Source organism: Nocardiopsis sp. TRM 82005 (genome assembly GCF_056312425.1).
On record NZ_JBWDTQ010000015.1, the window covers coordinates 112,672 to 132,911 of the forward strand.

A 20,240-nucleotide genomic window follows, 5' to 3' on the forward strand; every position below is an offset into this window, starting at 1 on the left:
CACTGAGCAGGTACTCCCGTGACCGGGCGGGGGGAGGGGATGTCCGGCGGACACGAAGGGTTGCGAAAGGGTCCGCCGGGTACAAAGGTAAAAAAGGCCGCAAGGGAAAGGAAAAACTACGGCTTGACGGGCTGAGGTTCAGGACCGGTCCGTCGACGGTTCCGGCCAGGGACGCCTGGATCGTGCTCTCGGCGTCCCCGTCGGTGGGTCAACCACGAAGGCCAGCCTGGCTGGGGCCGAAACGTCGGCGGCGTCAGGTCAGGCGAGCGCGGGCTCGCGGTCAGTCGCGCTGGAAGCGGTGTCAGTAACGGCCATGTTGAGCTGGTCGTTCTGGGCCTGAAGGCGGCTGACCTCCTCCTCGAGGTCGCGCACCCGCTTCTGAAGCCGCCGCATCTCCGAGACCATCCGAGGGTCGGAGCCGCCGACGTGGCCAAACAGAGCCTTCGCCATGATATGGGTCCTCCACGCTGAGTGACCAGCAATGATCCGCGCACGCGATGTCCCGTGGGAGCGTCGACTGACGTTGCCGCATACGGGCAGGAAGGTTGCGCGATGTATCTTCCAGGATCTCACTGTGCGCGCCGCTGGTCAAGATTGGATTACAACGGTCCGTAACGGCCACAACCCAGAATGACGCACCTGGGCAGGTGGCAGCGCACGATCCGAACACGGTTGCCCCGGGCTCAGCCGGAGTGTGCGGACGACACGGACACCGCACAGTGGTCGTTTCGCACTCCGCGAGGTCCTGCCGACGGCCCCTCGGCCGTCGCTGTCGCGCGGTGTGCTCGAATCGCGTTACCCCACAAGCATACTCACCGCTCGACGAATCCGCTGAAGGTCCCCCCGGACGAAGACCAACGTTCGATCACGGAGTCCACACGACCAGGTGTTCCGCCGCCCCTGAGATGGCCAAGAAGCCGCTCGCAGTCGCTCCTCGGCCCCTCGGCGACCACCTCGACCCGTCCGTCGCCGAGGTTCGTGGCCGCACCGGTCAGCCCCAGTTCCAGCGCTTTGGACCGCGCCCACCAGCGGAAACCCACGCCCTGCACGTGCCCGCGCACCCACGCGGTCAGCCGAACGGTCCCGTCGTCGTCCCCCACGGCCCGACTCCTCACTTACCTGACAGACACACTTTGCTCACCAACACGCGGATGCTGCCTCAGGCCCGGCTCCCGGGCTCCCTCTGACAGCCGGGGCAACTGTAGGAGGAACGGTTCATGAACGCCTCGCGGACGATCAGCGCGCCGCACCGGCCACATGGGAGGTCACGGCGGCCGTAGGCGTTGAGCCCCCGCTCGAAGTAACCGCTCTCGCCGTTGACGTTGACGTACAGGCCGTCGAAGGTGGTGCCGCCCACCTCCAGGGCCTCGGTCATCACCTCGCGCACGTGCCCCAGCAGCTCCGTGGCCTGCTCGTCGGACAACCCGTGCGTGGAGCGCGCCCAGTGCAGCCGCGAGCGCCACAGCGCCTCGTCGGCGTAGATGTTGCCGACGCCGCTGATCAGGGACTGGTCCAGCAACGCCCGCTTGACCTCGGTACGCCTCGCCCGCAGCGCCCGCACGAACACCTCGGGGGTGAAGTCGGGGTCGAGCGGGTCCAGGGCGATGTGGTCCACCGACGAGGGCACATCATCGCGCGCACCGGGAACGTCCACCATCAGGTGGCCGAAGGTGCGCTGGTCGACGAAGCGCAGTTCGGTGCCGTCCGACAGCGGCAGGCGTACCCGCAGATGCTTCTCGTCGGGCTTGCCCGCGGGCTGGACCAGCATCTGCCCGCTCATCCCCAGGTGGGTGAGAAGCATCTCGTCGCTGTCCAGGAGCAGCCACAGGTACTTGCCGCGCCGGTGCGCGGCGGTGGGCACCCGGCCCGACAGGCGGGCGGCGAAGTCCGCGGCGCCGGGCACGTGCCGCCGGATCGACCGGGGGTGCAGGACCTCGACCGCGCCGACGGCGCGGCCCAGGGCGTGCTCGGCCAGGCCGCGGCGGACGACCTCCACCTCGGGGAGTTCGGGCACCTCAGCTCACCCCTGCCCGTCGCCGGAGGCCTTGGCCTCGGCGGTGGTTCCGGCCACCTCTTCGGCGACCCTCTCGGCGACCTTCTCGGCGGCCTCGGAGCGGGCCTTGATGGCCTTCCACGCCGATTCGGCGGCCTGCTGCTCGGCCTCCTTCTTGCTACGCCCCTCGCCCAGGCCGTAGCTCTCCCCCGCGACGCGGACCGTCGCGCGGAAGGTCTTCTGGTGGTCGGGACCGCTCTCGTCCACGTGGTACTCGGGAACACCGAGCATCTCGGCCGCGGTCAGCTCCTGCAAGGAGGTCTTCCAGTCCAGTCCGGCGCCCAGACCGGAGGCCGTGGCGATGAGCGGGTCGAAGAGCCGGTGCACGAACTCCGAGGCCACTTCCAGGCCGCGGTCCAGGTAGACGGCACCGATGACCGCCTCCAGGGTGTCGGCCAGGATCGAGGACTTGTCACGGCCCCCGGTGCCCTCCTCACCCCGGCCGAGCCGGATGTAGGCGCCGATGCCCAGGCCGCGGGCGACGTCGGCGAGGGCGCGCATGTTGACCACGGCGGCGCGCAGCTTGGCGAGCTGCCCCTCGGGCAGGTCGGGGTGCTTGCGGAAGAGGGTGTCGGTGACCACCAGACCGAGCACGGAGTCGCCGAGGAACTCCAGGCGCTCGTTGGTGGGCAGGCCCCCCTTCTCGTAGGCGTAGGAGCGGTGGGTCAGAGCCCGGAGCAGGATCTTCGGGTCGACTTCGACCCCGATCGCCCCGTGGAAGGACTTGGCCTCGGAGGCGGAGAGTTGGTTGGCCACTGGTTCACTTCCCTGTTCGTGCGCCGGGGACCGGCGCGGGGACTGGAGGGATCCGAGGTCAGGCCAGGGTGCTCGAAAACGAGGTGATCGTCGCGGGAGGCTCCGCTCCCCCGGCAACCACCACGAACGCGGGAACCCGGGGAGCCCGGATCGCTGTGCGGTGTGCTGTCTGGTGCTACTGGGTGTGCCTGTATCCGTCGTGTGTCATGCGTCGTTCCTCAGGTAACTCTACAAATCCTCGTACGGCGGCGCTCGGGGAGTGTGAGGGCGGGGTGCGCCCGCACCCGGACAGCACTTCGGGGCGGACCCGTTGGACGGGTCCGCCCCGAGGCGGATCGAGAACCGGGTACTGGGACCCGAAGCCAGGCATCCGCTAGGAAGTGTTTCTTGGATGCTTTCGCTATACGGCGGAATGATCCAGGGAACACGACCTAGGCCGGGTTGGTGACCTGGCGGTTGTTGTAGGTGCCGCAGGTCGGGCACGCGATGTGGGGCTGCTTCGGGTCGCGGCAGCGCGGGCAGTTGACCAGCACCGGGCGCGACGCCTTCCACTGGGAACGGCGGGTCCGGGTGTTGCTCCGCGACATCTTCCGCTTCGGGACGGCCACTTCAATCCTCCTGGGTCACCCCCGCGGTCGCGGGAGGTCGCTTATCTGGTCACCCCGCGCGCTGTGGCGGGGAGGGCGTGCTCCGGTCGACGGGGGCGCGCCCGGGGGCGGCCGTCCGTGATCGGTTCACGAGCTCATCGTTCGCCGGGATCCTCCGCGATCTTGCGGAGTGCGTCCCAGCGCGGGTCGACGTTGTCGCCGTGGCCGTGGTCGGGACCGGCCTCGGCGAGTTTCGCACCGCACTCGGGGCACAGGCCGGGGCAGTCCGGGCCGCACAACGGTGTGAGCGGGAGCGCGAGCACGACGGCATCTCGGACCACAGATCCGAGGTCGAGCAGATCGCCCTCTAGATAGTAGTCCTCATCCTTGTCCTCCGCGTCCTCGCCCGCCCCGGCGGCCGGGTCCTCGTCGCCGGGGTACCGGTACAGCTCCTGGAACCCGGCATCGATGTCGTGCGAGAGCGGGTCCAGGCAGCGTGAGCACTCGGCGTTGAGCTGGCCGCGGACGGTGCCGGTGACGAGGACACCCTCCATCACCGCTTCCAGACGCAGATCCAGCTCGATCTCACTGCCCTCGGGCACGGACGCCATCGCCCCGGAGAACGCTTCGGGGACGGTCACAATGCGGTTGACGGTCCGCATCGACCCCGGCTGGCGGCCCAGCTGACGGGTGTCGACCACGAACGGGTCACGAGGATCTAGACGAGACAGGGTCATCGAGCTTTCACGAGAGGTATGGAGCGCCGGATGCGCGGGAGGTCCCGCCTACGGCCGACGCGGGCGCGCGCCGAGAACCGGTGACGCCCATGGTCAAACTAAGATTCTACCTACCATGTCCCCGACCACCCAAATCAGCTCCCGGTCCGCCCCGCTCGTCCCGTACCGAGGAGAGTCGGGGCCGGCTTCCCCGCCCGACGCGTCGCTCGGCAGGCGGTGTGTCCCCGGGACTGAGCGAGCGTGCACCGGACGGGCTTCAGGCCCGTTCCGAGTACTTCTCCCGCAGGCGCTGCTCGACGTAGGGGGTGACCAGGCTGGAGACGTCCCCGTGGTGCTGAGCGATCTCACGGACCAGGCTGGAGGACAGGAAGGAGTACTGGGGGTTCGCCGTCATGAACACGGTCTCCACGCCGGAGAGGCGGTAGTTCATCTGGGCGATCTGGAGTTCGTAGTCGAAGTCGCTGACCGAGCGCAGGCTGCGAACGATGGTCTCGATGCCATTCGACCGGCAGAAGTCGACGAGGAGCCCGTCGAACTCGCTGACCCGCACGTTGCCGAACTCGGCGGTGCTCTCCCGGAGCATGTCGAGCTTCTCGGGAACGGTGAACAGGCCGCGTTTTTGGACGTTGTTGAGCACGGCGACGACGACCTCGTCATACTGCTTGGTCGCCCGGCCGATGATGTCGATATGGCCGTGGGTCACCGGGTCGAAGGAACCCGGGCAGACGACTCGGCGCACGGTGGATCGCCCCTCTCACAGAACTACGTTCGGGTATCGCGATCGTAGGGGTTCGCCCTCGTGCGGATTCGGGCAACACCCGCTTAGTGGCCGCGTTCGCCCACGCCGCGGACATACACGCGCTTCCAGCGCACCACCTGCCGCGGAGGCCGCGAACACGCGTCCATACACGTCGTTATGGGCCTCCCGACCGTTTTCTACCCCAGTTCCCGCCGCCACCTCCGGGAGGCTCGCCGGACTGGACGGCGAGTGGGCAATGACACAACGAATGTCGTGCGCCGCAGGCGTCAGTTGAGGGTGGCGGAGGGCGACGGGCACGGCGAACACCGCGCCGCAGGCGTCAGTTGAGGGTGGCGGAGGGCGACGGGCGGGCGTACCAGAGAACCGCCTCCCCGTACCCCCGGCTGCGGTCGCGCTCCAGACCCTCGGGCCAGACGGGCTCGGGCCCGCGCTTGGAGCGTTCGACGACGACCACGGCGTCCTCGGCCAGCCAGCCGCGACCGACCAGGTCGGCCAGCACACGGGAGACATCGGCGTCGGTGACGGCGTAGGGCGGGTCGGCGACCACAAGGTCGTAGGGGTCGTCTTCGTTGTCCTGGCCGAGCACCCTCGCCACCCGGTCGGTCACCAGCCGCGCGCCGGGCAGTCCGAGTTCCGCGATGTTCTTCCTGGCCACCTGGGCCGCCTTGCGGTCGGCCTCCACCAGCAGCGCGTGCACGGCTCCCCGGGACAGGGCCTCCAGACCGATCGCCCCCGAGCCCGCGTACAGGTCCATCACCCGTAGTCCGTTGAGGGTGCCGAGGTCGGACTGGGCCGAGGAGAACAGCGCCTCGCGTGCGCGGTCGCTGGTGGGGCGGGTGGTGCGGCCCTCGGGGACGGAGATGCGCCGTCCACCGGCCGTCCCGGAGATGATGCGGGTCATGCCACCACGGTAGCCAAGGAAGCGGCCCGACCGTTCAGGCCTTGTCCAGGTACTCCGCGCGCTCCGCGGGCAGCAGCGTCTCCAGCGCCTCGGCGAGCGGGGGGTACCCGTCCAGTTCGGGGTCCCCGGCCACGTACTCCGATGCCTCCTCGCGCGCCTGTCCGATGAGTTCCTCGTCCTTGAGCAGCGTGAGCATCCTCAGGGTGGACCGGGCACCCGACTGCGAGTCGCCCAGCACGTCGCCCTCCCGTCGCAGCTCCAGGTCCACGCGGGAGAGCTCGAACCCGTCAGGGGTCGCGGCCACGGCCGCCAGCCGTTCCCGGGCCGGTGAGCCCTCCTCCGCGTCGGTGACCAGCAGGCACAACCCGGGCAGCCGGCCGCGGCCGACCCGGCCACGCAGCTGGTGCAGCTGCGAGACACCGAAGCGTTCCGCGTCCATGATGACCATCACCGTGGCGTTCGGTACGTCCACGCCCACCTCGATGACGGTGGTGGAGACGACCGCGTCGGTCTCCCCCGTCGAGAAGCGGCGCATCACCGCGTCCTTGTCATCGGGGGCCATGCGGCCGTGCAGGGCCTCCACCCGCAGGTCGGAGAGCGATCCCTCCTCCAGCCGCGCGGCCACGTCCAGCGCCGCCAGCGGAGGCCGGGCGCCCGGAGCGTCCTCCTCGAACTGGCCGTCGGCCTCCTCCTCCGCACCGTCCTTCGCGTCGTCACCGATCCGTGGGCATACCACGAACGCCTGGTGCCCGTTGGCCGCCTCCTCCCGGATGCGCTCCCAGGCCCGCGCCAGGAAGTGCGGCTTCTCCCGCGCGGGCACCACGTGCGTGGACACCGGGGCGCGGCCGGTGGGCAGCTGGGTGAGGGCGACCACGTCGAGGTCGCCGTAGACGGTCATCGCGACGGTGCGTGGGATCGGGGTGGCGGTCATCACCAGTACGTGCGGGCGCCCGTCCACGGCCTTCTCGCGCAGGGCGTCACGCTGCTCCACACCGAAGCGGTGCTGCTCGTCGACCACCACCAGGCCCAGGTCGGCGAAGGTCACGTGCTCCTGGAGCAGGGCGTGGGTGCCCACGACGATCCCCGCCGCGCCGGAGGCCGCGTCCAGCAGGGCCTCCCGTCGGGCGGCGGCGTTCATGGAGCCGGTGAGCAGCGCCACCCGGGTGGCGTTCTCGGCCCCGTCGATCTGCCCGGCGCGGCCGAGCGCCCCGAGCATGGCGCTGATGGACCGGTGGTGCTGCTGGGCGAGGACCTCGGTGGGGGCGAGCATGACGGCCTGGCCGCCGGAGTCCACGACCCGAAGCATGGCGCGGAGCGCCACCAGGGTCTTGCCCGAGCCCACGTCGCCCTGGAGCAGGCAGTGCATGGGGTGCGCGGCGTCGAGCCGTTCGGCGAGGCGCCCGCCCACCTCGTGCTGGCCCTCGGTGAGCGTGAACGGCAGCTGGGCGTCGAATGCGTCGAGGATGCCGCCGGCCGCGCCGGGACGGGGTTTGGCGGGCAGCTCCTCGGCGTGGTGGCGCCGCTGGGCGAGCGCGAGTTGCAGGACGAACGCCTCGTCCCATTTCAGTCGGCGCCGGGCGGCGCCCACGTCGGCCCACGCGGCGGGGCGGTGGATTCCGCGTAGGGCGTCGGCGACGCCGAGGAGCTTGCGGCGTTCGCGGAGTTCGGGCGGCAGCGGGTCGGGCAGGGTGTCGACGTCGGCCAGGACGACCTCGACGGTGCGGGCGATGGTCGTGGAATCCATGCCCTTGACCGCGGGGTAGACGGGGATGAGCTCCTCGGCGTAGGCCTGGGCCCGCTCGCCCTCACGGCCGTCCTCGTCGATGAGCTCGTACTGGGGGTGGTCGAGCTGGCGGCGGCCCTTGAACGTGGAGACCCTGCCGGAGAACATGGCCAGCCGCCCGGAGACGAGTGCGTTCTGGTGGTAGGAGCCCCGGTTGAAGAACGTCAGGTGCAGGCGGCCGGTGCCGTCCGTGACGGTGGCCTCCATCATGTCCATGCGGCGGCGGCCCTGTCGGGCTGGAACGGTGCGCCGTTTGGCGTCCAGGACGCGGGCCTGCACGGTGACCTCCTCGCCCTCGCGCAGTTCGGCGAGGTCTGTCAGGTCGCCGCGCCGGTCGTACCGGCGCGGGTAGTAGCGAAGCAGGTCGCCCAGGGTGTGCAGGTCGAGCTTCTCGGCGAGGGCCTTCGCCGTTTTGCCCCTGAGCGGTCCCCTGCTCAGCGGTTCGTCCCAGGTACTCACGTGTGCTTCCCCGTCTCGGATCGCCGGTCACCGCCACGGTAGTCCTCCGGTGCGACGCTCGCGCGCCCCCTTGTGGGGGTCGTCGGCGGAGGGAGCGGACGGCCGTGTTCCCGGCGGGCGGGGCCGTCCTGTGCCCGAGGGTGCCCGTCCCCCTTCAACCGGGGTATACTCATCGGAGTTCATCGCGTTTTCGCCGTGTCTGCACGGTGGATTCGATGCTCCGGTGGGTTCCGAGGCCGCCAACGGCCATGCCTTGGCCCACCGTTGCGCGTACGGTCACCGGTCGGCGGCACAAGGCTGCCTCGTCCGGTCATGTCCTTCGTGTACTCTTCCCAGGTTGGCGTCTACGCCAGCCAGTCAGCCCGACCTCTCCCGGTCGGATGAACCTTCGCGTGCGGCGACGTGCGCGATCCCGAGCGCTTGAATGGAGTTACCGTGGCTTCCGTCTGCGACGTCTGCGGCAAGGGACCAGGGTTCGGTAACAGTGTTTCCCACTCGCACCGTCGCACCCGCCGCCGCTGGAACCCCAACATCCAGACCGTTCGCACCCGTGTGGGCGGCACGCCCAAGCGCGTGAACGCCTGCACCTCGTGCATCAAGGCTGGCAAGGTGGCCCGCTAGGGTTCCCAGTCCTTCTGGATTTCGTCGAAGGCCTCCGACCGTCACGGTCGGGGGCCTTCGTCGTTTCCGGTAAGTCGGTGGCGGGCGTGCGCGGCTCAGAGCGCGCAGACGTGCCCGTTCAGGGAGCAGCGGACCGGGCCCTGCGGTACGCCCACCGCGTCGAAGGTGAGTGCGACCGACTCACCGGGTTCCAGACCGTCCTGCCTCCCGGGCTGGCGGGCCAGGATGCCGTCCTCGATCTCCTCCCAGTCGGCGCCGCGGACCTCCGTGACCTCGGCTGAGTCGAAGGCCAGGGCCAACTCCCAGGCCTCCAGCCTGGTCTGTGAGGTGTTGGTGACGGTGACGTGGCCGGTGAACCCGACCGACGTGGACTCCGTGACCTGGTAGACGACCGTGGTGGGCTCCGAACCCGCCTGTGTCTGCGGCCCCTGCTGCCCGTCGTCACCGGCGGCCGAGTCTCCGCTCTCCGTCTCCGCCCCCGAGGAGGCGTCGTGCGTGGGCTGGGAGCCGTTCTGGGTCCCGGGGCTCTCGGTCGTGCCCGGAGTACTGCCGAACTGCAAGTAGATCTGGGTAGTGCTGTAGCCGAACAGGAGCAGGCCGAGGATGACACCGGAGATGACGAGCACGTTGAGCAGCCGCGGTGGTTCGACGCGTTTGGGAACCGTGCTCTCGACGAGGCCGCCGAGCCGCCGCAGCGCGCCCGCGTTCTCCGGCTCGCTGCGGTGCGCACCCCGGGGGACGCTGTTCCGCCAGCCATGCCGCCCCATAAACCGCCTCTCGACGTTCCCGTCGCCCTCCGCCGAGGACTCTGGCCCCGCTGCTTGCCTCCGCGGCGCGCCCCTTCGCGTACGTCTTCACCGCGAGGAAAGGCCTTCGGCGGGTAGCTTCTCCTCCTGCCCCTCTCGGCCAGTCGCTCGTGGGAGGAATCCTGCGTGGACCGCCGTGTCCCACGACCCGGGCGACCTGTTCGAAAACGGCGTAGGCCGCATTCGCAAAGCCTAGCGCGAGAGCTAAACAGGACAAATCCAAACAGGCTCATCCCCGGCGGAAATGGTCCCAACCCGTACTGCGGGGCGTGCGTCCGTCGACCGTAACCGGATTACTGCCTTTTCCTGAGGTTTCGTGCGCTGCTTCGGTCACGGTTCCCACACGGTGCCAGTGGTCGGGCAGTACGGTCTCCGGCGGGAAGACGGCGGCGAGCGCGTGGTCCTCCCCTCCGGAGACCATCAGGTCGCGTGCGGCCCTCTCCGCCTGGCCGGGGCCGGCTCCCAGGACGCGGACCGCATCCAACAGGGCGGGCTCGGGCCGCAGTTTCCCCTCATCCAGGTCCACGCGCACCCCGCTGGCCCGGCACACGTGGCCGAGGTCCTGGGCGAGGCCGTCGCTGACGTCGAGCATCGCGGTCGCTCCGAGCAGGGCCGCCTCGGCGCCCCTGGCGTAGGGCGGGCTGGGCCTGCGGTGCTCGGCCAGGCACTCGGCGGGGCCGTTGATCCCCCTCTCCAGTAGGGCGAGCCCGGCTGCGGACAGCCCCAGATGACCGGTGTAGGCGACCGCGTCGCCGGGCCGGGCGCCGTCGCGGCGCACGGGCGCGCCTCCCTGGAGGTCGCCGAGCGCGGTGACGGCGATGGTGAGGGTGTCCGATCCCACCATGTCCCCACCCACGACCGCGCCGCCCGAGACCGCGCATTCGTCTCGGACCCCGGCGGTGAACTCGTCCGCCCAGGACACCGGGAGGTCCGCGGGCGCGGCGAAACCGATGAGCAGGGCGGTGGGCCGGGCGCCCATGGCGGCGATGTCGGCGAAGTTCTGCGCCACGGCGCGGTGCCCCACGTCGCCGGCGCTGGACCACTCGCGTCGGAAGTGGTGCCCCTCGACCAACAGGTCCGTGGTCGCCACCGTCCGGCCGTCGGGCGCGGCGACGACCGCCGCGTCGTCGCCCGGCCCGAGGATTACATCGTCCGTCTTGGGGAATTGGCTCGTCACGCGTGTGATCAGAGCGAATTCGCCGAGACCCCCAATGGTGTTACGCACAGGGATCAGGGTACGGTGACGCTCCGGCGCGGTGGCCTGGACCCGCGTCCGCCATCCGTTCGTCATCGGCCGCACCGTCGGCCCGGCCGGGGACGCTCGACTCCCACACCCGGCGTATACGAAGGAGTACTTCATGGTGCAGGCATACATCCTGATCCAGACCGAGGTCGGTCAGGCCGCCGAGGTGGCGGGACGTATCCGGGGCATCGAGGGGGTCGAGAAGGCCCACGACGTGACCGGGCCCTACGATGTCATCGTCCAGGCCAGTGCCGAAGACGTCGATTCCCTGGGCGCCCTCGTGGTGGCCCGGATCCAGCGTCTGGACGGCATCGCTCGGACCCTCACCTGTCCCATAGTCAACATCTGAGGCGCCCTGTCGCGTCGTCCGAATCGAGGTCCCTGTGAGACGGAGCGCGTACGCCGGTGTGGCCGTGGCCGTCACCCTGGTGGCAGCGGGCTGTGGCGCGCAGACCGTGCGGATGGATCCCCCGGAGGCGGACGCGGCGACCGCCGAGACCTGCGCGGAACTCGTCGCAGACCTCCCCGAGACCCTGTTGGGTGCCGAGCGGGCACAGGTACGGCCCGACTCGGAGCTGACGGCGGCCTGGGGGGACCCGGCCATCGGGCTGCGCTGCGGAGTGCCGAGGCCCACGGCCCTGGCGCCGGACTCCTACCTGGAGGAGGTCAACGGCGTTGCGTGGCTGCCGCAGCCGGAGGACTCCCCCACGCTGTACACGGTGGTCGGCCACGAGGCCTACGTGGAACTGTCCGTTCCCTCCGCACACGGCGCCCCCGCCGCCGCGCTGACGACGGTCAGCGACCTGATCACCGAGCACGTGCCGGCGCGGCCCGACGGCGGACTCTGACCCAGTGCGGGGAGCGCCGGGCGCCCCCCGGCCCCCGACCTTGGCAGTAACCGCGCTGGGAGTGAGCGGGCATCCGAGCGCCGCGAGAGGGCATGCCGAAGCGGGCGAAGGCGTGACCTCCCCCTTTACCAAGCTGAGCCCGCCCGGGTCCGGTACACCAGGCGGTGCCCGGTCCTGTGGACAACGGGCGCGGGGCCGCCAGCGAACGCTGACGGCCCCGCGCGTCCGTGTCGTGGGGGCACGGAGGGGGTCATGAAGCCAGAGAGCGGGTGAAGGGTCCCGTCACTGCTCTTCCTCGGTCTGCTCGTCCTCGGCCTGCTCTTCCTCGTCAGCCCCGGGGGTGGCGTCGGAGGCCTCGTCCTCGGTCTCCTCCTCGGCTCCGGCGTCACCGCCCTCGCCCTCGGGGCCCTCCATGCCCTCGGTCTGCTCCATCTCTCCACCGCTGATCGCGGCGTCGATCTCGGCGGCGGTCTCCGACACCTGGCCGGAGCATGAGGCGCCGGGCTCGGGAACGTCGGTGCCGCGCTCATAGAGCTGCGCGAAGCGCTGGAGGTTCTCGTCGTCGGCGGTTTCGGCGGAGACCTGGCGACCCCAGCTGGAGGCCACGATCGGAGCGTCCATGTCACCCTCGTAGGGGCTGATCACCAGGTAGTCGCCGGGACTGTACATGTCGACCAGGGTCTGCACCTCGTCCTCGGGCAGGTCCGGCTGGTAGTTGATCCACACCGCGCCGTGCTCCAGGGAGTGCACCGCGAACTCGTTGGTCACCGGCTCGGGGTACACGCCGCAGTTCTGCCAGGCGTTCCAGTGGTTGCCGCCCACGGGCGGGGACTGCTCGTAGTCCACGCGCTGTCCCGTGTCGACGTGCTCGTAGGAGCCGACCTCGAACTCCTCCACTCCCGAGATCGAGCGGCTACGGAACTCCATGAAGATCAGGAACGCGAGTAGTCCCACAACCAGGACCACAGCGGTCGTGATGCCGGCGATGGTGAGGACCTTGCGACGTCGTTCCTCCTTGAGGCGTTGAGCCTTCAACTCGGCTGCTCGGCGGCGGCGCTCCTCCGCCGTCTTCTTCTTGGCCACTTGATCTCCTGGGTGGGTGGTGACAAAAGGGACTTTCTATCCTCTACTTTGGCACCACAGTTGTGCGATTCGACCAGGATGGTTCCCATGGAACACAGAAACGGCCCTGAACCCGGAGTCGACGACGTCGGGGACGCCGAAGACGGGGATGCGTGGGCGAACGACGAGACGCCGTACGAAGACCCGTCACCGCAGGTGTCCTGGCGCTCGGTACCGACATGGATCGCTGTGGTCCTGGTCGTACTGGCCGTGGGGGCGGGCTATCTGCTGGGGCGCCCGTCCCATCCGTTGGACACCGGCCCGGACGCCGGGTTCCTGCGCGACATGAGCGCGCACCACGCCCAGGCCGTGGACATGTCGATGATCGTCCTGGACAAGACCGAGGACGCGGACCTGCACACGGTGGCCACCGACATGGCCCGGACCCAGCAGGCCCAGATCGGGATCATGCAGGGGTGGCTGATGGCCTGGGAGCTGAACTCGCGCGGCGCGCGGCCGCCGATGGCCTGGATGGAGGGCCACGACCACGGCGGCGGCGAGGGGGAGGTCCCCGACAGCATGCCTGGCCTGGCCTCCTCCGAGGAGATGGTGGCCCTGGAGGAGTCCGAGGGCGTGGAGGCCGAGATCCTCTTCCTGGAGCTGATGATCGAACACCACAAGGGCGGCATCGAGATGGCCGAGGCCGAGGTGGACCTGGGCGGGGAGGAGCTGGTCGTCAACCTCGCCCAGGGGATGATCGACGCCCAGCAGTCCGAGGTGGACCTGATGGAGGGCTTGATCGACGAGCGCGAGGGCACCACGGAGAACTGACCCGGCCCCTCTCCGTCCCTTCTCTTCCGGCCCTGGATCCGGCACCGCGGCACCGGATCGGTGCCGGACCGGCCCCGACGACGGCGCGCCCCTCATCCGGGGCGCGCCGTCGTCGTGCGTGAACTCCCCGCGCCGGGAGCACGCGGATCGGCTCTGGCGTCCGCCAGGTCACGGAAGCGGCTGGTCCCCGCCTTTTCCGGAGAACGCGCGCGAACACGTGTGCCCGAACGCACACGGCCGCTTCCCACGGGCCTTCCCCGTCCGGCCCGCTGCGGCCCCGCCCCAGGTGAGAGCGGTGTGGGTACCCCGGCCTCCCACGCCGGGGCCTCCCGAAGGGCGTTTCCCTCCCGAGGGGAGACGTACGGAACACGTCTTTTCTCGGGGGCGGATGGATCTACGACAGCCTGTAGAACTACGATCTGTAGTACTACCGACGGTCGGTACCTGAGAGGCGGGTATGGAAGCCCTTGAACTCGCGAGGTGGCAGTTCGGCGTCACCACGATCTACCACTTCCTCTTCGTCCCCCTGACCATCGGGCTGTCGTTCATCGTGGCCGTGCTCCAGACCCTCTGGTACCGGACCGGCAGGCACGAGTACCTCCAGGCCACCCAGTTCTTCGGCAAGCTCTTCCTGATCAACTTCGCCATGGGCGTGGTCACCGGCATCGTGCAGGAGTTCCAGTTCGGCATGAACTGGAGCGAGTACTCCCGCTTCGTCGGCGACGTGTTCGGTGCGCCACTGGCCATGGAGGCCCTGCTGGCCTTCTTCCTGGAGTCCACCTTCATCGGACTGTGGATCTTCGGCTGGCACCGGCTCCCCCGAGGCGCGCACCTGGCCTGCATCTGGCTGGTCGCCGTCGGTACCAACCTCTCGGCGTACTTCATCCTCGCCGCCAACGCCTGGATGCGGCATCCCGTCGGCTTCACGGTCAACGAGGAGAACGGCCGCGCCGAACTCACCGACATCTGGGCCGTGCTCAGCAACGACCAGGCATGGTCCACCTACCTGCACACCGTCTCGGCCGCCTTCATCACCGCCGGGCTGTTCGTGGTGGCGGTCAGCGCCTACAAGCTCTGGCGCAACAGCCACCACAACGACACCGGCACCGTCGGGGCGATCCCGCCCAAGAGCGACTTCGCCCTGTTCCGCGGCGCTCTCAAGGTCGGCCTGGTCTTCACCCTGGCAGCCGGGGCGCTGGTGGTCTTCTCCGGCGACCACCAGGCCAAGCTCGCCGCCCAGTACGAGCCGATGAAGCTCGCCGCCGCCGAGGCCCTGTGGGAGACCGAGGAGGGCGCGGACTTCTCCGCGCTGGCCGTCGGCGACACCGAGGAGCGGTACAACCCCATCGACATCACCGTCCCCAACGTGCTCAGCTTCCTCGCCACCGGCGAGTTCAACGGCGAGGTGCACGGGATGAACAACCTCCAGGAGGCGTACGAGGAGTACTACGGCCCCGGGGACTACACACCCAACGTGTTCGTCGTGTACTGGTCCTTCCGCCTGATGATGGGCCTCGGCATGTTCGGGGTCGCGATCGCCGCGCTGGGCCTCTACCTCACCCGGGGCAGGGAGCGCACGCCCACCAGCAGGTGGTTCTACTACGCGGCGATGCTCGCCCTGCCCGCGGCGCTGACCGCCAACATCCTCGGCTGGGTGCTCACCGAGATGGGACGCCAGCCCTGGACCGTGCACGGCGAGCTGCTCACCGCGGCCAGCGTCTCCCCCGGGGTCAGTCTCGCAACCGTCGCGATGAGCCTGGGCGGGTTCACCGCCGTGTACGGGGTCCTCTTCGTCGTCGAGGTCGGCCTGCTGCTCAAGTACATCAAGGCCGGACCCTCCCACCTCGTTCCCGACCTGGAGAGCGGCGAGGACGAGTCCCGGATCCCGCACTTCAGCTACTAGGAGCCACGAACCATGGAACTGACCACCGTCTGGTTCATCGCCATCTCGGTCCTGTGGATCGGGTACTTCGTCCTGGAGGGGTTCGACTTCGGGGTGGGCATGCTCATGCCGTTCATGGGCGAGCGCGACTCCGTCGACCGCCGGGTCGCCATCAACGCCATCGGCCCGGTCTGGGACGCCAACGAGGTGTGGCTGATCACCGCGGTCGGCGCCATGTTCGCCGCCTTCCCGGCCTGGTACGCCTCCCTGCTCAGCGGGTTCTACGCTCCGGTGTTCCTCATCCTCGTCGCGCTCATCCTGCGCGGGGTGGCCTTCGAGTACCGGGGCAAGCGCGACGGCCACACGTGGCGCCTCTGGTGGGACCGGGCGATCTTCCTCGGCAGCGCCCTGCCGGCCTTCCTGTGGGGCGTGGTGTTCGCCAACACCGTCCGAGGGGTGGCCATGGACGCCGACCACGTCGTCATCGCGTCCGTCCCCGACCTGCTCAACCCCTACGCCCTGCTTGGCGGGCTGACGACGCTGTCGCTGTTCACCCTGCACGGCGCGATCTTCCTGACCCTCAAGACAGGCGGGCCCGTGCGGGTACGCGCGCGCCGGGCCGCGCTGTGGGCCGCGTACGCCGCGGTCCCCTCCGGTGCGGTCTTCCTGGCGTGGACCCAGCTCGCGCACGGTGACGGGACGCCCACCCTGGCACCCGCCGTGATCGCCGCGGCGGCCCTGGTGGGCGGGGTCGTGGCGGCCTGGCGGCACAGTGAGGGGTGGTCGTTCGCCTTCACCGCGGTGACCGTCCTCGCGGTGTTCACGGCCCTGTTCGGCTCTCTGTTCCCGGACGTGCTGCCCTCCACCACCGACCCGGCGTTCAGCCTGACCGTGTCCAACGCGTCCTCCGCCGAGTACACACTCACCGTGATCTCGTGGGTGGCGGTGGTGTTCCTGCCGCTCGTGCTGCTCTACCAGGGGTGGAGCTACTGGGTGTTCCGCCGCAGGGTGACCGGCGAGACCGTGACCGGTGCGACCGTCACCCGGGCGAAGGGCGAGGACACGAGCCCCCAGCCCGCCGCCTGAGCGGTGACGGCACTTCCCGGCCCCATGCCTCCCAGAGCCGGGGAGCGCCCGCCGCGGCGCGCCCCGTCCACCGTGCACGGGAGGGCACGACCGGTGCACCGGCCCGGGTGGATACTGGGGCCGTCGCCCGCCCCGGCCCACCCGGATCCGCCGCACCGTGCCACCGTGCCAAGACCCCAGCCGTGCCGGGCACCCGTACACCCGGCCGAGACGATCGAGACGATGCCGTGAGGTCCCGCGCGTATGAAGCCCCTTGATCCGCGTCTGGTGCGCACCGCCAGCGCGGTCCGGACGCACCTGGCCGTCTCCGTGGCCAGCGGAGTGCTCATCACCGGCCTGGTCCTGGCCCAGGCCTGGCTGCTCGCCCGCGCTATCAGCGGTGCCTGGCGGGGCGAGGGGCTGGACACCCTGGGCTGGGTGGTCGGCGCGGTCGCGGCCGTCGCCGTGGCCCGGGCCCTGCTGTCCTATCTGGCCGAGACCTCGGCACTGCACAGCGCGGCGCGCACCAAGTCGCAGCTGCGCCGCCGCCTGGTGGCGCACGTGACCGGGTCGGGCAAGGTATGGACGGCCGGGCCCGGGTCCGACACGGACCAGGGGTCGCCCAAGGCGGGCGAGCTGGTCACCCTGGCCACCCGCGGCCTGGACGCGCTCGACGACTACTTCGCCCGCTACCTGCCCCAGCTGGTTCTGGCCACTATCGTGCCGGTCGCCGTCCTGGTGGTGGTGTTCTGGGCGGACTGGATCTCGGGGGCCGTCGTCCTGGTGACGCTGCCGCTGATCCCGGTCTTCATGGCGCTGATCGGGATGCACACGCAGCAGCGCACCGAGCGTCAGTGGCGACTGCTGAGCCGCCTGGGCGGGCACTTCCTCGACGTGGTGGAGGGGCTGCCGACCCTGGCCGTGTTCCGCCGGGCCAAGGCGCAGGCGGCCATCCTCCGCGAGGTGGGTGAGGAGCACCGCAGGGCGACGATGGGGACGCTGCGGATCGCGTTCCTGTCAGCGTTCGCGTTGGAGCTGTTGTCGACCCTGGCGGTGGCACTAGTCGCGGTCGAGGTGGGGCTGCGCCTGCTGGGCGGCCACATGGACTACCAGACGGCGCTGCTGGTGCTCATCCTGGCACCGGAGGCGTACCTGCCGCTGCGCGAGGTGGGCGCCCGGTTCCACGCGAGCATGGAGGGCGTGGCCGCGGCCGAGCAGGTCTTCGCCGAGCTGGACCGCGAGCGCGACGTACCCGCGCGCCTCGGCGGGAGGGCCGACGGGGCCCCGCCCCCTCTCCCCGCGGTCGGCCGGCCGGCGCCCGCCGCGAGCGGTGACATCCGCTTCGAGGGGGTGGAGCTGCTCTACCCGGGCCGGGACGTGCCCGCCCTGTCCGGGCTGGACCTGGAGGTCGCGGCAGGAGAGCACCTGCTGCTCACCGGGCCCAGCGGCGCGGGCAAGACCACCCTGCTGTCGCTGCTGCTGCGGCTGACCGAACCCACACGGGGCCGGATCAGCGTGCGCGCGCCCGGCGGGCGGTGGGAGCCGCTGGAGGCGGTCCCGGCCGACGACTGGCGGCTCGGCACCGCCTGGGTGCCCCAGCACCCGTACCTGTTCGACGTGTCCGTGGCCGACAACATCCGGCTGGGCGCACCGGAGGCGTCCATGGACCGGGTCCGCGAGGCGGCCCGGCTGGCCGAGGCGGACGCGTTCGTGTCCGCGCTCCCGAACGGATACCAGACCCGGCTCGGTGAGCGCGGCGCGCGGCTGTCGGCCGGACAGCGGCAGCGGATCGCGCTGGCGCGGGCGATGTGCCGGGACGCCCCACTGGTGCTGCTGGACGAGCCCACCGCCCACCTGGACCCGGAGAACGCGGCGGCGGTGCGCACCGCCGTCACCCGGCTCCTGGAGGGCCGGACGGCCATCATCGTCGCCCACGACACCGGATGGGCCCGCGAGGCGTTCGACGGCACCTTGCGGACCACGTCGCTGCCACTGCCCGCCCAGGAAGGGAGCGTGTCGTGATGAGCGCCGACACCACCGTCCCCGCCGATCCGCTCCGGGTGCCCGAGCGCGGGCGCCGCCGCGATCCGCTGCGGCGGATGGCCGCCCTGGCCCGACCGCGCGGGGGCCGGTTCGCGCTGGGCGTGCTGCTGGGCGCCGCCGCGACCGGATCGGGCGTGGCCCTGCTGGGCCTGGCCGCGTGGATGCTGGCCACCGCCGCCGACCACCCGCCCATCACCGCACTGGGCGTGGCCGTGGTGGCCACCCGCGCGTTGGGCGTGAGCCGGGGCGTGGCCCGCTACCTGGAGCGGCTGGTCACCCACGACGCCGCGTTCCGCACGCTCGCCGAGGTGCGGGTGCGGGTCTACGAGCGGCTCGCGGCGACCGAGCCGTTCGGCCGTTTCCGGTCCGGCGATCTGGTGTCCCGTCTGGTCAACGACACCGAGGCCACCCTCGACCTACTGGTGCGCGGGCTCGCGCCGCCGCTGGTCTCGGTGGCGGCGGGCGGTGCCACGGTCCTGTTCCTGACCGTTCTGTACGTACCGGGCGGGCTCCTGTTGGCCGCGGGTCTGCTGCTGGCCGGACTCGCGGTGCCGCTGGCCGCCGCCGCGCTGGGCCGAGGGCCGGGCAGGCGCCAGGGCAGGGCTCGCGGGGAGCTGTCCACGGCTCTGGTGGACACGCTGCACGGAGCGCCGGACCTGGTCGCCTACGGCGCCATGGAACGGCAGGTGGAGCGGGTGAACGCGGCCGACGCCGAGCTGACCGGGTTGGCGCGTAAGGACTCGGCGCTGCTGGGGCTGGGCGCTGGTGCGAGCGCGCTGATCACCGGGCTGACCGTGTGGGGTGCCCTGTTCCTGGGCGTGGCCGCGGTGGAGGACGGCGCGTTGGGCGCGGTGCCGATGGCGGTGCTGGTGCTGACGACGCTGGCGGCGTTCGAGGTCGTGGCGCCGCTGCCCGCCGTGGCGGCCAGGTTGGGGGCGATCCGGGCCAGTGGGGCCCGGCTGTTCGGGGTGCTGGACACCTCGACCGCGGTCGCCCCGCCCACCCGTACGGGGCTGGCCCCCGAGGGCGACGCGACGGTCCGTGTACGGGACCTGCGTGTGCGGTACGGGCCGCGGGAGCCGTGGGCCCTGGACGGGGTGGACCTGGAGGTTCCCGCGGGGCGGACGGTGGCGGTGATCGGGCCGAGCGGCGCGGGCAAGAGCACGCTGGCGTCGGTGCTGCTGCGGTTCCGCGACCCGGACGGGGGCCGGGTGGAACTCGGCGGGGAGGACGTCACGGCGTACCCGGCGGACGAGGTGCGCGGAGTGGTGTCGGGGGTACCCCAGGACCCGCACGTGTTCGCGTCGACGCTGCGGGAGAACCTGCGGCTGGCCCGGCCCGGCGCGGAGGACGGGCAGCTGTGGGAGGCGTTGCGGCGCGCGCGCCTGGCCGACGAGGTGGCGGCGACGCCCCGGGGGCTGGACACGCAGGTGGGCACGCACGGCCTGGGGCTGAGCGGTGGGATGGTGCAGCGGCTGGCGCTGGCCCGGGCCGTGCTGGCGGCGCCCCGGGTGCTGGTGCTGGACGAGCCGACCGCCCATCTGGACCCGGACACCCGCGACGCGGTGGTGGAGGACCTGTTGGCCGCCGTCGAGGGGTTCTCCACCCTGTTGATCACGCACGACCTGACGGGCTTGGACCGCGTGGACCGGATCTACGTGGTGCGCGACGGACGGGTGCTGCAACAGGGCACGCACGAGGAGCTGTCCCGGCAGGAGGGGTGGTACCGCGGCGTGAGCGCGGTCTGAGTCCTCAGGCCCGCCGCGCGGCGAGCAGAGGACCCGCAAGCCCTGGAGGCCCGGA

Annotated in this window: 20 protein-coding genes; 8 read left to right on the forward strand and 12 right to left on the reverse strand. The window is 70.9% G+C overall.

Features of this window, described 5'->3' with window-relative positions; translation table 11 throughout:
- Positions 1–258 precede the first annotated feature (258 nt).
- The 9 genes from AC0T5L_RS11990 to recG all read right to left on the reverse strand — a co-directional run bounded on the left by AC0T5L_RS11990 (position 259) and on the right by recG (position 8,036).
- Positions 259–450, reverse strand: coding sequence for a hypothetical protein (locus AC0T5L_RS11990; protein WP_476165510.1), 192 nt, complete (start codon positions 448–450; stop codon positions 259–261).
- A gap of 362 nt (positions 451–812) precedes the next feature.
- Entirely contained in the window at positions 813–1,100 is a 288-nt protein-coding gene (locus AC0T5L_RS11995; RefSeq protein ID WP_476165511.1) for an acylphosphatase, read from the reverse strand.
- A 59-nt stretch (positions 1,101–1,159) separates the two neighbouring features.
- Positions 1,160–2,014, reverse strand: coding sequence for a bifunctional DNA-formamidopyrimidine glycosylase/DNA-(apurinic or apyrimidinic site) lyase (gene mutM, locus AC0T5L_RS12000; protein ID WP_476165512.1), 855 nt, complete (start codon positions 2,012–2,014; stop codon positions 1,160–1,162).
- Positions 2,015–2,020: 6 nt separating this feature from the next.
- Positions 2,021–2,809, reverse strand: a complete 789-nt coding sequence (gene rnc, locus AC0T5L_RS12005) for a ribonuclease III (protein WP_476165513.1) — start codon at positions 2,807–2,809, stop codon at positions 2,021–2,023.
- 431 nt (positions 2,810–3,240) lie between these two features.
- Positions 3,241–3,417: a 50S ribosomal protein L32 gene (gene rpmF, locus AC0T5L_RS12010; RefSeq protein WP_013151268.1), complete on the reverse strand. Its 177-nt coding sequence runs from the start codon at positions 3,415–3,417 to the stop codon at positions 3,241–3,243.
- Positions 3,418–3,551: 134 nt separating this feature from the next.
- Positions 3,552–4,133 (reverse strand): YceD family protein, encoded by a 582-nt coding sequence (locus AC0T5L_RS12015; protein ID WP_476165514.1) that lies wholly within the window; start codon positions 4,131–4,133, stop codon positions 3,552–3,554.
- Between the two features lie 256 nt (positions 4,134–4,389).
- Positions 4,390–4,872 (reverse strand): pantetheine-phosphate adenylyltransferase, encoded by a 483-nt coding sequence (gene coaD / locus AC0T5L_RS12020; RefSeq protein WP_476165515.1) that lies wholly within the window; start codon positions 4,870–4,872, stop codon positions 4,390–4,392.
- Between the two features lie 340 nt (positions 4,873–5,212).
- Positions 5,213–5,794, reverse strand: a complete 582-nt coding sequence (gene rsmD / locus AC0T5L_RS12025) for a 16S rRNA (guanine(966)-N(2))-methyltransferase RsmD (RefSeq protein WP_476165516.1) — start codon at positions 5,792–5,794, stop codon at positions 5,213–5,215.
- Positions 5,795–5,828: 34 nt separating this feature from the next.
- On the reverse strand, positions 5,829–8,036 hold the full coding sequence (gene recG, locus AC0T5L_RS12030; RefSeq protein ID WP_476165517.1) for an ATP-dependent DNA helicase RecG: 2,208 nt from the start codon (positions 8,034–8,036) through the stop codon (positions 5,829–5,831).
- Between the two features lie 435 nt (positions 8,037–8,471).
- Between recG and rpmB the strand changes: the two genes are divergently transcribed.
- Positions 8,472–8,657: a 50S ribosomal protein L28 gene (gene rpmB, locus AC0T5L_RS12035; protein WP_073704548.1), complete on the forward strand. Its 186-nt coding sequence runs from the start codon at positions 8,472–8,474 to the stop codon at positions 8,655–8,657.
- A 95-nt stretch (positions 8,658–8,752) separates the two neighbouring features.
- Here rpmB and AC0T5L_RS12040 read toward each other — a convergent pair whose 3' ends face one another.
- A complete protein-coding gene (locus AC0T5L_RS12040; protein WP_476165518.1) occupies positions 8,753–9,424 on the reverse strand; it encodes a cellulose binding domain-containing protein in 672 nt (223 codons plus the stop codon).
- A 268-nt stretch (positions 9,425–9,692) separates the two neighbouring features.
- The gene (locus AC0T5L_RS12045) at positions 9,693–10,688 is read right to left on the reverse strand and encodes a thiamine-phosphate kinase (protein ID WP_476165519.1); all 996 of its coding nucleotides are present in this window, start codon (positions 10,686–10,688) and stop codon (positions 9,693–9,695) included.
- Between the two features lie 133 nt (positions 10,689–10,821).
- Between AC0T5L_RS12045 and AC0T5L_RS12050 the strand changes: the two genes are divergently transcribed.
- Positions 10,822–11,055 (forward strand): Lrp/AsnC family transcriptional regulator, encoded by a 234-nt coding sequence (locus AC0T5L_RS12050; RefSeq protein WP_073704545.1) that lies wholly within the window; start codon positions 10,822–10,824, stop codon positions 11,053–11,055.
- Between the two features lie 34 nt (positions 11,056–11,089).
- Positions 11,090–11,554 (forward strand): DUF3515 domain-containing protein, encoded by a 465-nt coding sequence (locus AC0T5L_RS12055; RefSeq protein WP_476165520.1) that lies wholly within the window; start codon positions 11,090–11,092, stop codon positions 11,552–11,554.
- Between the two features lie 282 nt (positions 11,555–11,836).
- Here AC0T5L_RS12055 and AC0T5L_RS12060 read toward each other — a convergent pair whose 3' ends face one another.
- Complete coding sequence (locus tag AC0T5L_RS12060) at positions 11,837–12,637, reverse strand: DUF3105 domain-containing protein (RefSeq protein ID WP_476165521.1); 801 nt, start codon at positions 12,635–12,637, stop codon at positions 11,837–11,839.
- Between the two features lie 87 nt (positions 12,638–12,724).
- Here AC0T5L_RS12060 and AC0T5L_RS12065 point away from each other — a divergent pair, with 87 nt between their 5' ends.
- The 5 genes from AC0T5L_RS12065 to cydC all read left to right on the forward strand — a co-directional run bounded on the left by AC0T5L_RS12065 (position 12,725) and on the right by cydC (position 20,185).
- Positions 12,725–13,447, forward strand: a complete 723-nt coding sequence (locus AC0T5L_RS12065) for a DUF305 domain-containing protein (RefSeq protein ID WP_476165522.1) — start codon at positions 12,725–12,727, stop codon at positions 13,445–13,447.
- Between the two features lie 457 nt (positions 13,448–13,904).
- Positions 13,905–15,350 carry a cytochrome ubiquinol oxidase subunit I gene (locus tag AC0T5L_RS12070; RefSeq protein WP_476165523.1) on the forward strand — a complete coding sequence of 482 codons (1,446 nt, stop codon included), beginning with the start codon at positions 13,905–13,907 and terminating at the stop codon, positions 15,348–15,350.
- Between the two features lie 12 nt (positions 15,351–15,362).
- The gene (gene cydB / locus AC0T5L_RS12075) at positions 15,363–16,415 is read left to right on the forward strand and encodes a cytochrome d ubiquinol oxidase subunit II (RefSeq protein ID WP_476165524.1); all 1,053 of its coding nucleotides are present in this window, start codon (positions 15,363–15,365) and stop codon (positions 16,413–16,415) included.
- Positions 16,416–16,658: 243 nt separating this feature from the next.
- Positions 16,659–18,416 carry a thiol reductant ABC exporter subunit CydD gene (cydD, locus tag AC0T5L_RS12080; protein ID WP_476165525.1) on the forward strand — a complete coding sequence of 586 codons (1,758 nt, stop codon included), beginning with the start codon at positions 16,659–16,661 and terminating at the stop codon, positions 18,414–18,416.
- Positions 18,416–20,185, forward strand: a complete 1,770-nt coding sequence (gene cydC, locus AC0T5L_RS12085; protein WP_476165526.1) for a thiol reductant ABC exporter subunit CydC — start codon at positions 18,416–18,418, stop codon at positions 20,183–20,185. The genes cydD and cydC overlap by 1 nt, the downstream gene beginning before the upstream one ends.
- Positions 20,186–20,240: the final 55 nt, after the last annotated feature.

Bases quoted from the DNA above. Each gene is read 5' to 3' on its own strand.
- AC0T5L_RS12015 (WP_476165514.1), bottom strand. From the start codon at position 4,133: ATGACCCTGTCTCGTCTAGATCCTCGTGACCCGTTCGTGGTCGACACC.
- rsmD (WP_476165516.1), bottom strand. From the start codon at position 5,794: ATGACCCGCATCATCTCCGGGACGGCCGGTGGACGGCGCATCTCCGTC.
- cydC (WP_476165526.1), top strand. From the start codon at position 18,416: ATGAGCGCCGACACCACCGTCCCCGCCGATCCGCTCCGGGTGCCCGAG.
- cydB (WP_476165524.1), top strand. From the start codon at position 15,363: ATGGAACTGACCACCGTCTGGTTCATCGCCATCTCGGTCCTGTGGATC.
- AC0T5L_RS12065 (WP_476165522.1), top strand. From the start codon at position 12,725: ATGGAACACAGAAACGGCCCTGAACCCGGAGTCGACGACGTCGGGGAC.
- AC0T5L_RS12040 (WP_476165518.1), bottom strand. From the start codon at position 9,424: ATGGGGCGGCATGGCTGGCGGAACAGCGTCCCCCGGGGTGCGCACCGC.
- AC0T5L_RS12050 (WP_073704545.1), top strand. From the start codon at position 10,822: ATGGTGCAGGCATACATCCTGATCCAGACCGAGGTCGGTCAGGCCGCC.
- cydD (WP_476165525.1), top strand. From the start codon at position 16,659: ATGAAGCCCCTTGATCCGCGTCTGGTGCGCACCGCCAGCGCGGTCCGG.
- AC0T5L_RS12070 (WP_476165523.1), top strand. From the start codon at position 13,905: ATGGAAGCCCTTGAACTCGCGAGGTGGCAGTTCGGCGTCACCACGATC.
- AC0T5L_RS11990 (WP_476165510.1), bottom strand. From the start codon at position 450: ATGGCGAAGGCTCTGTTTGGCCACGTCGGCGGCTCCGACCCTCGGATG.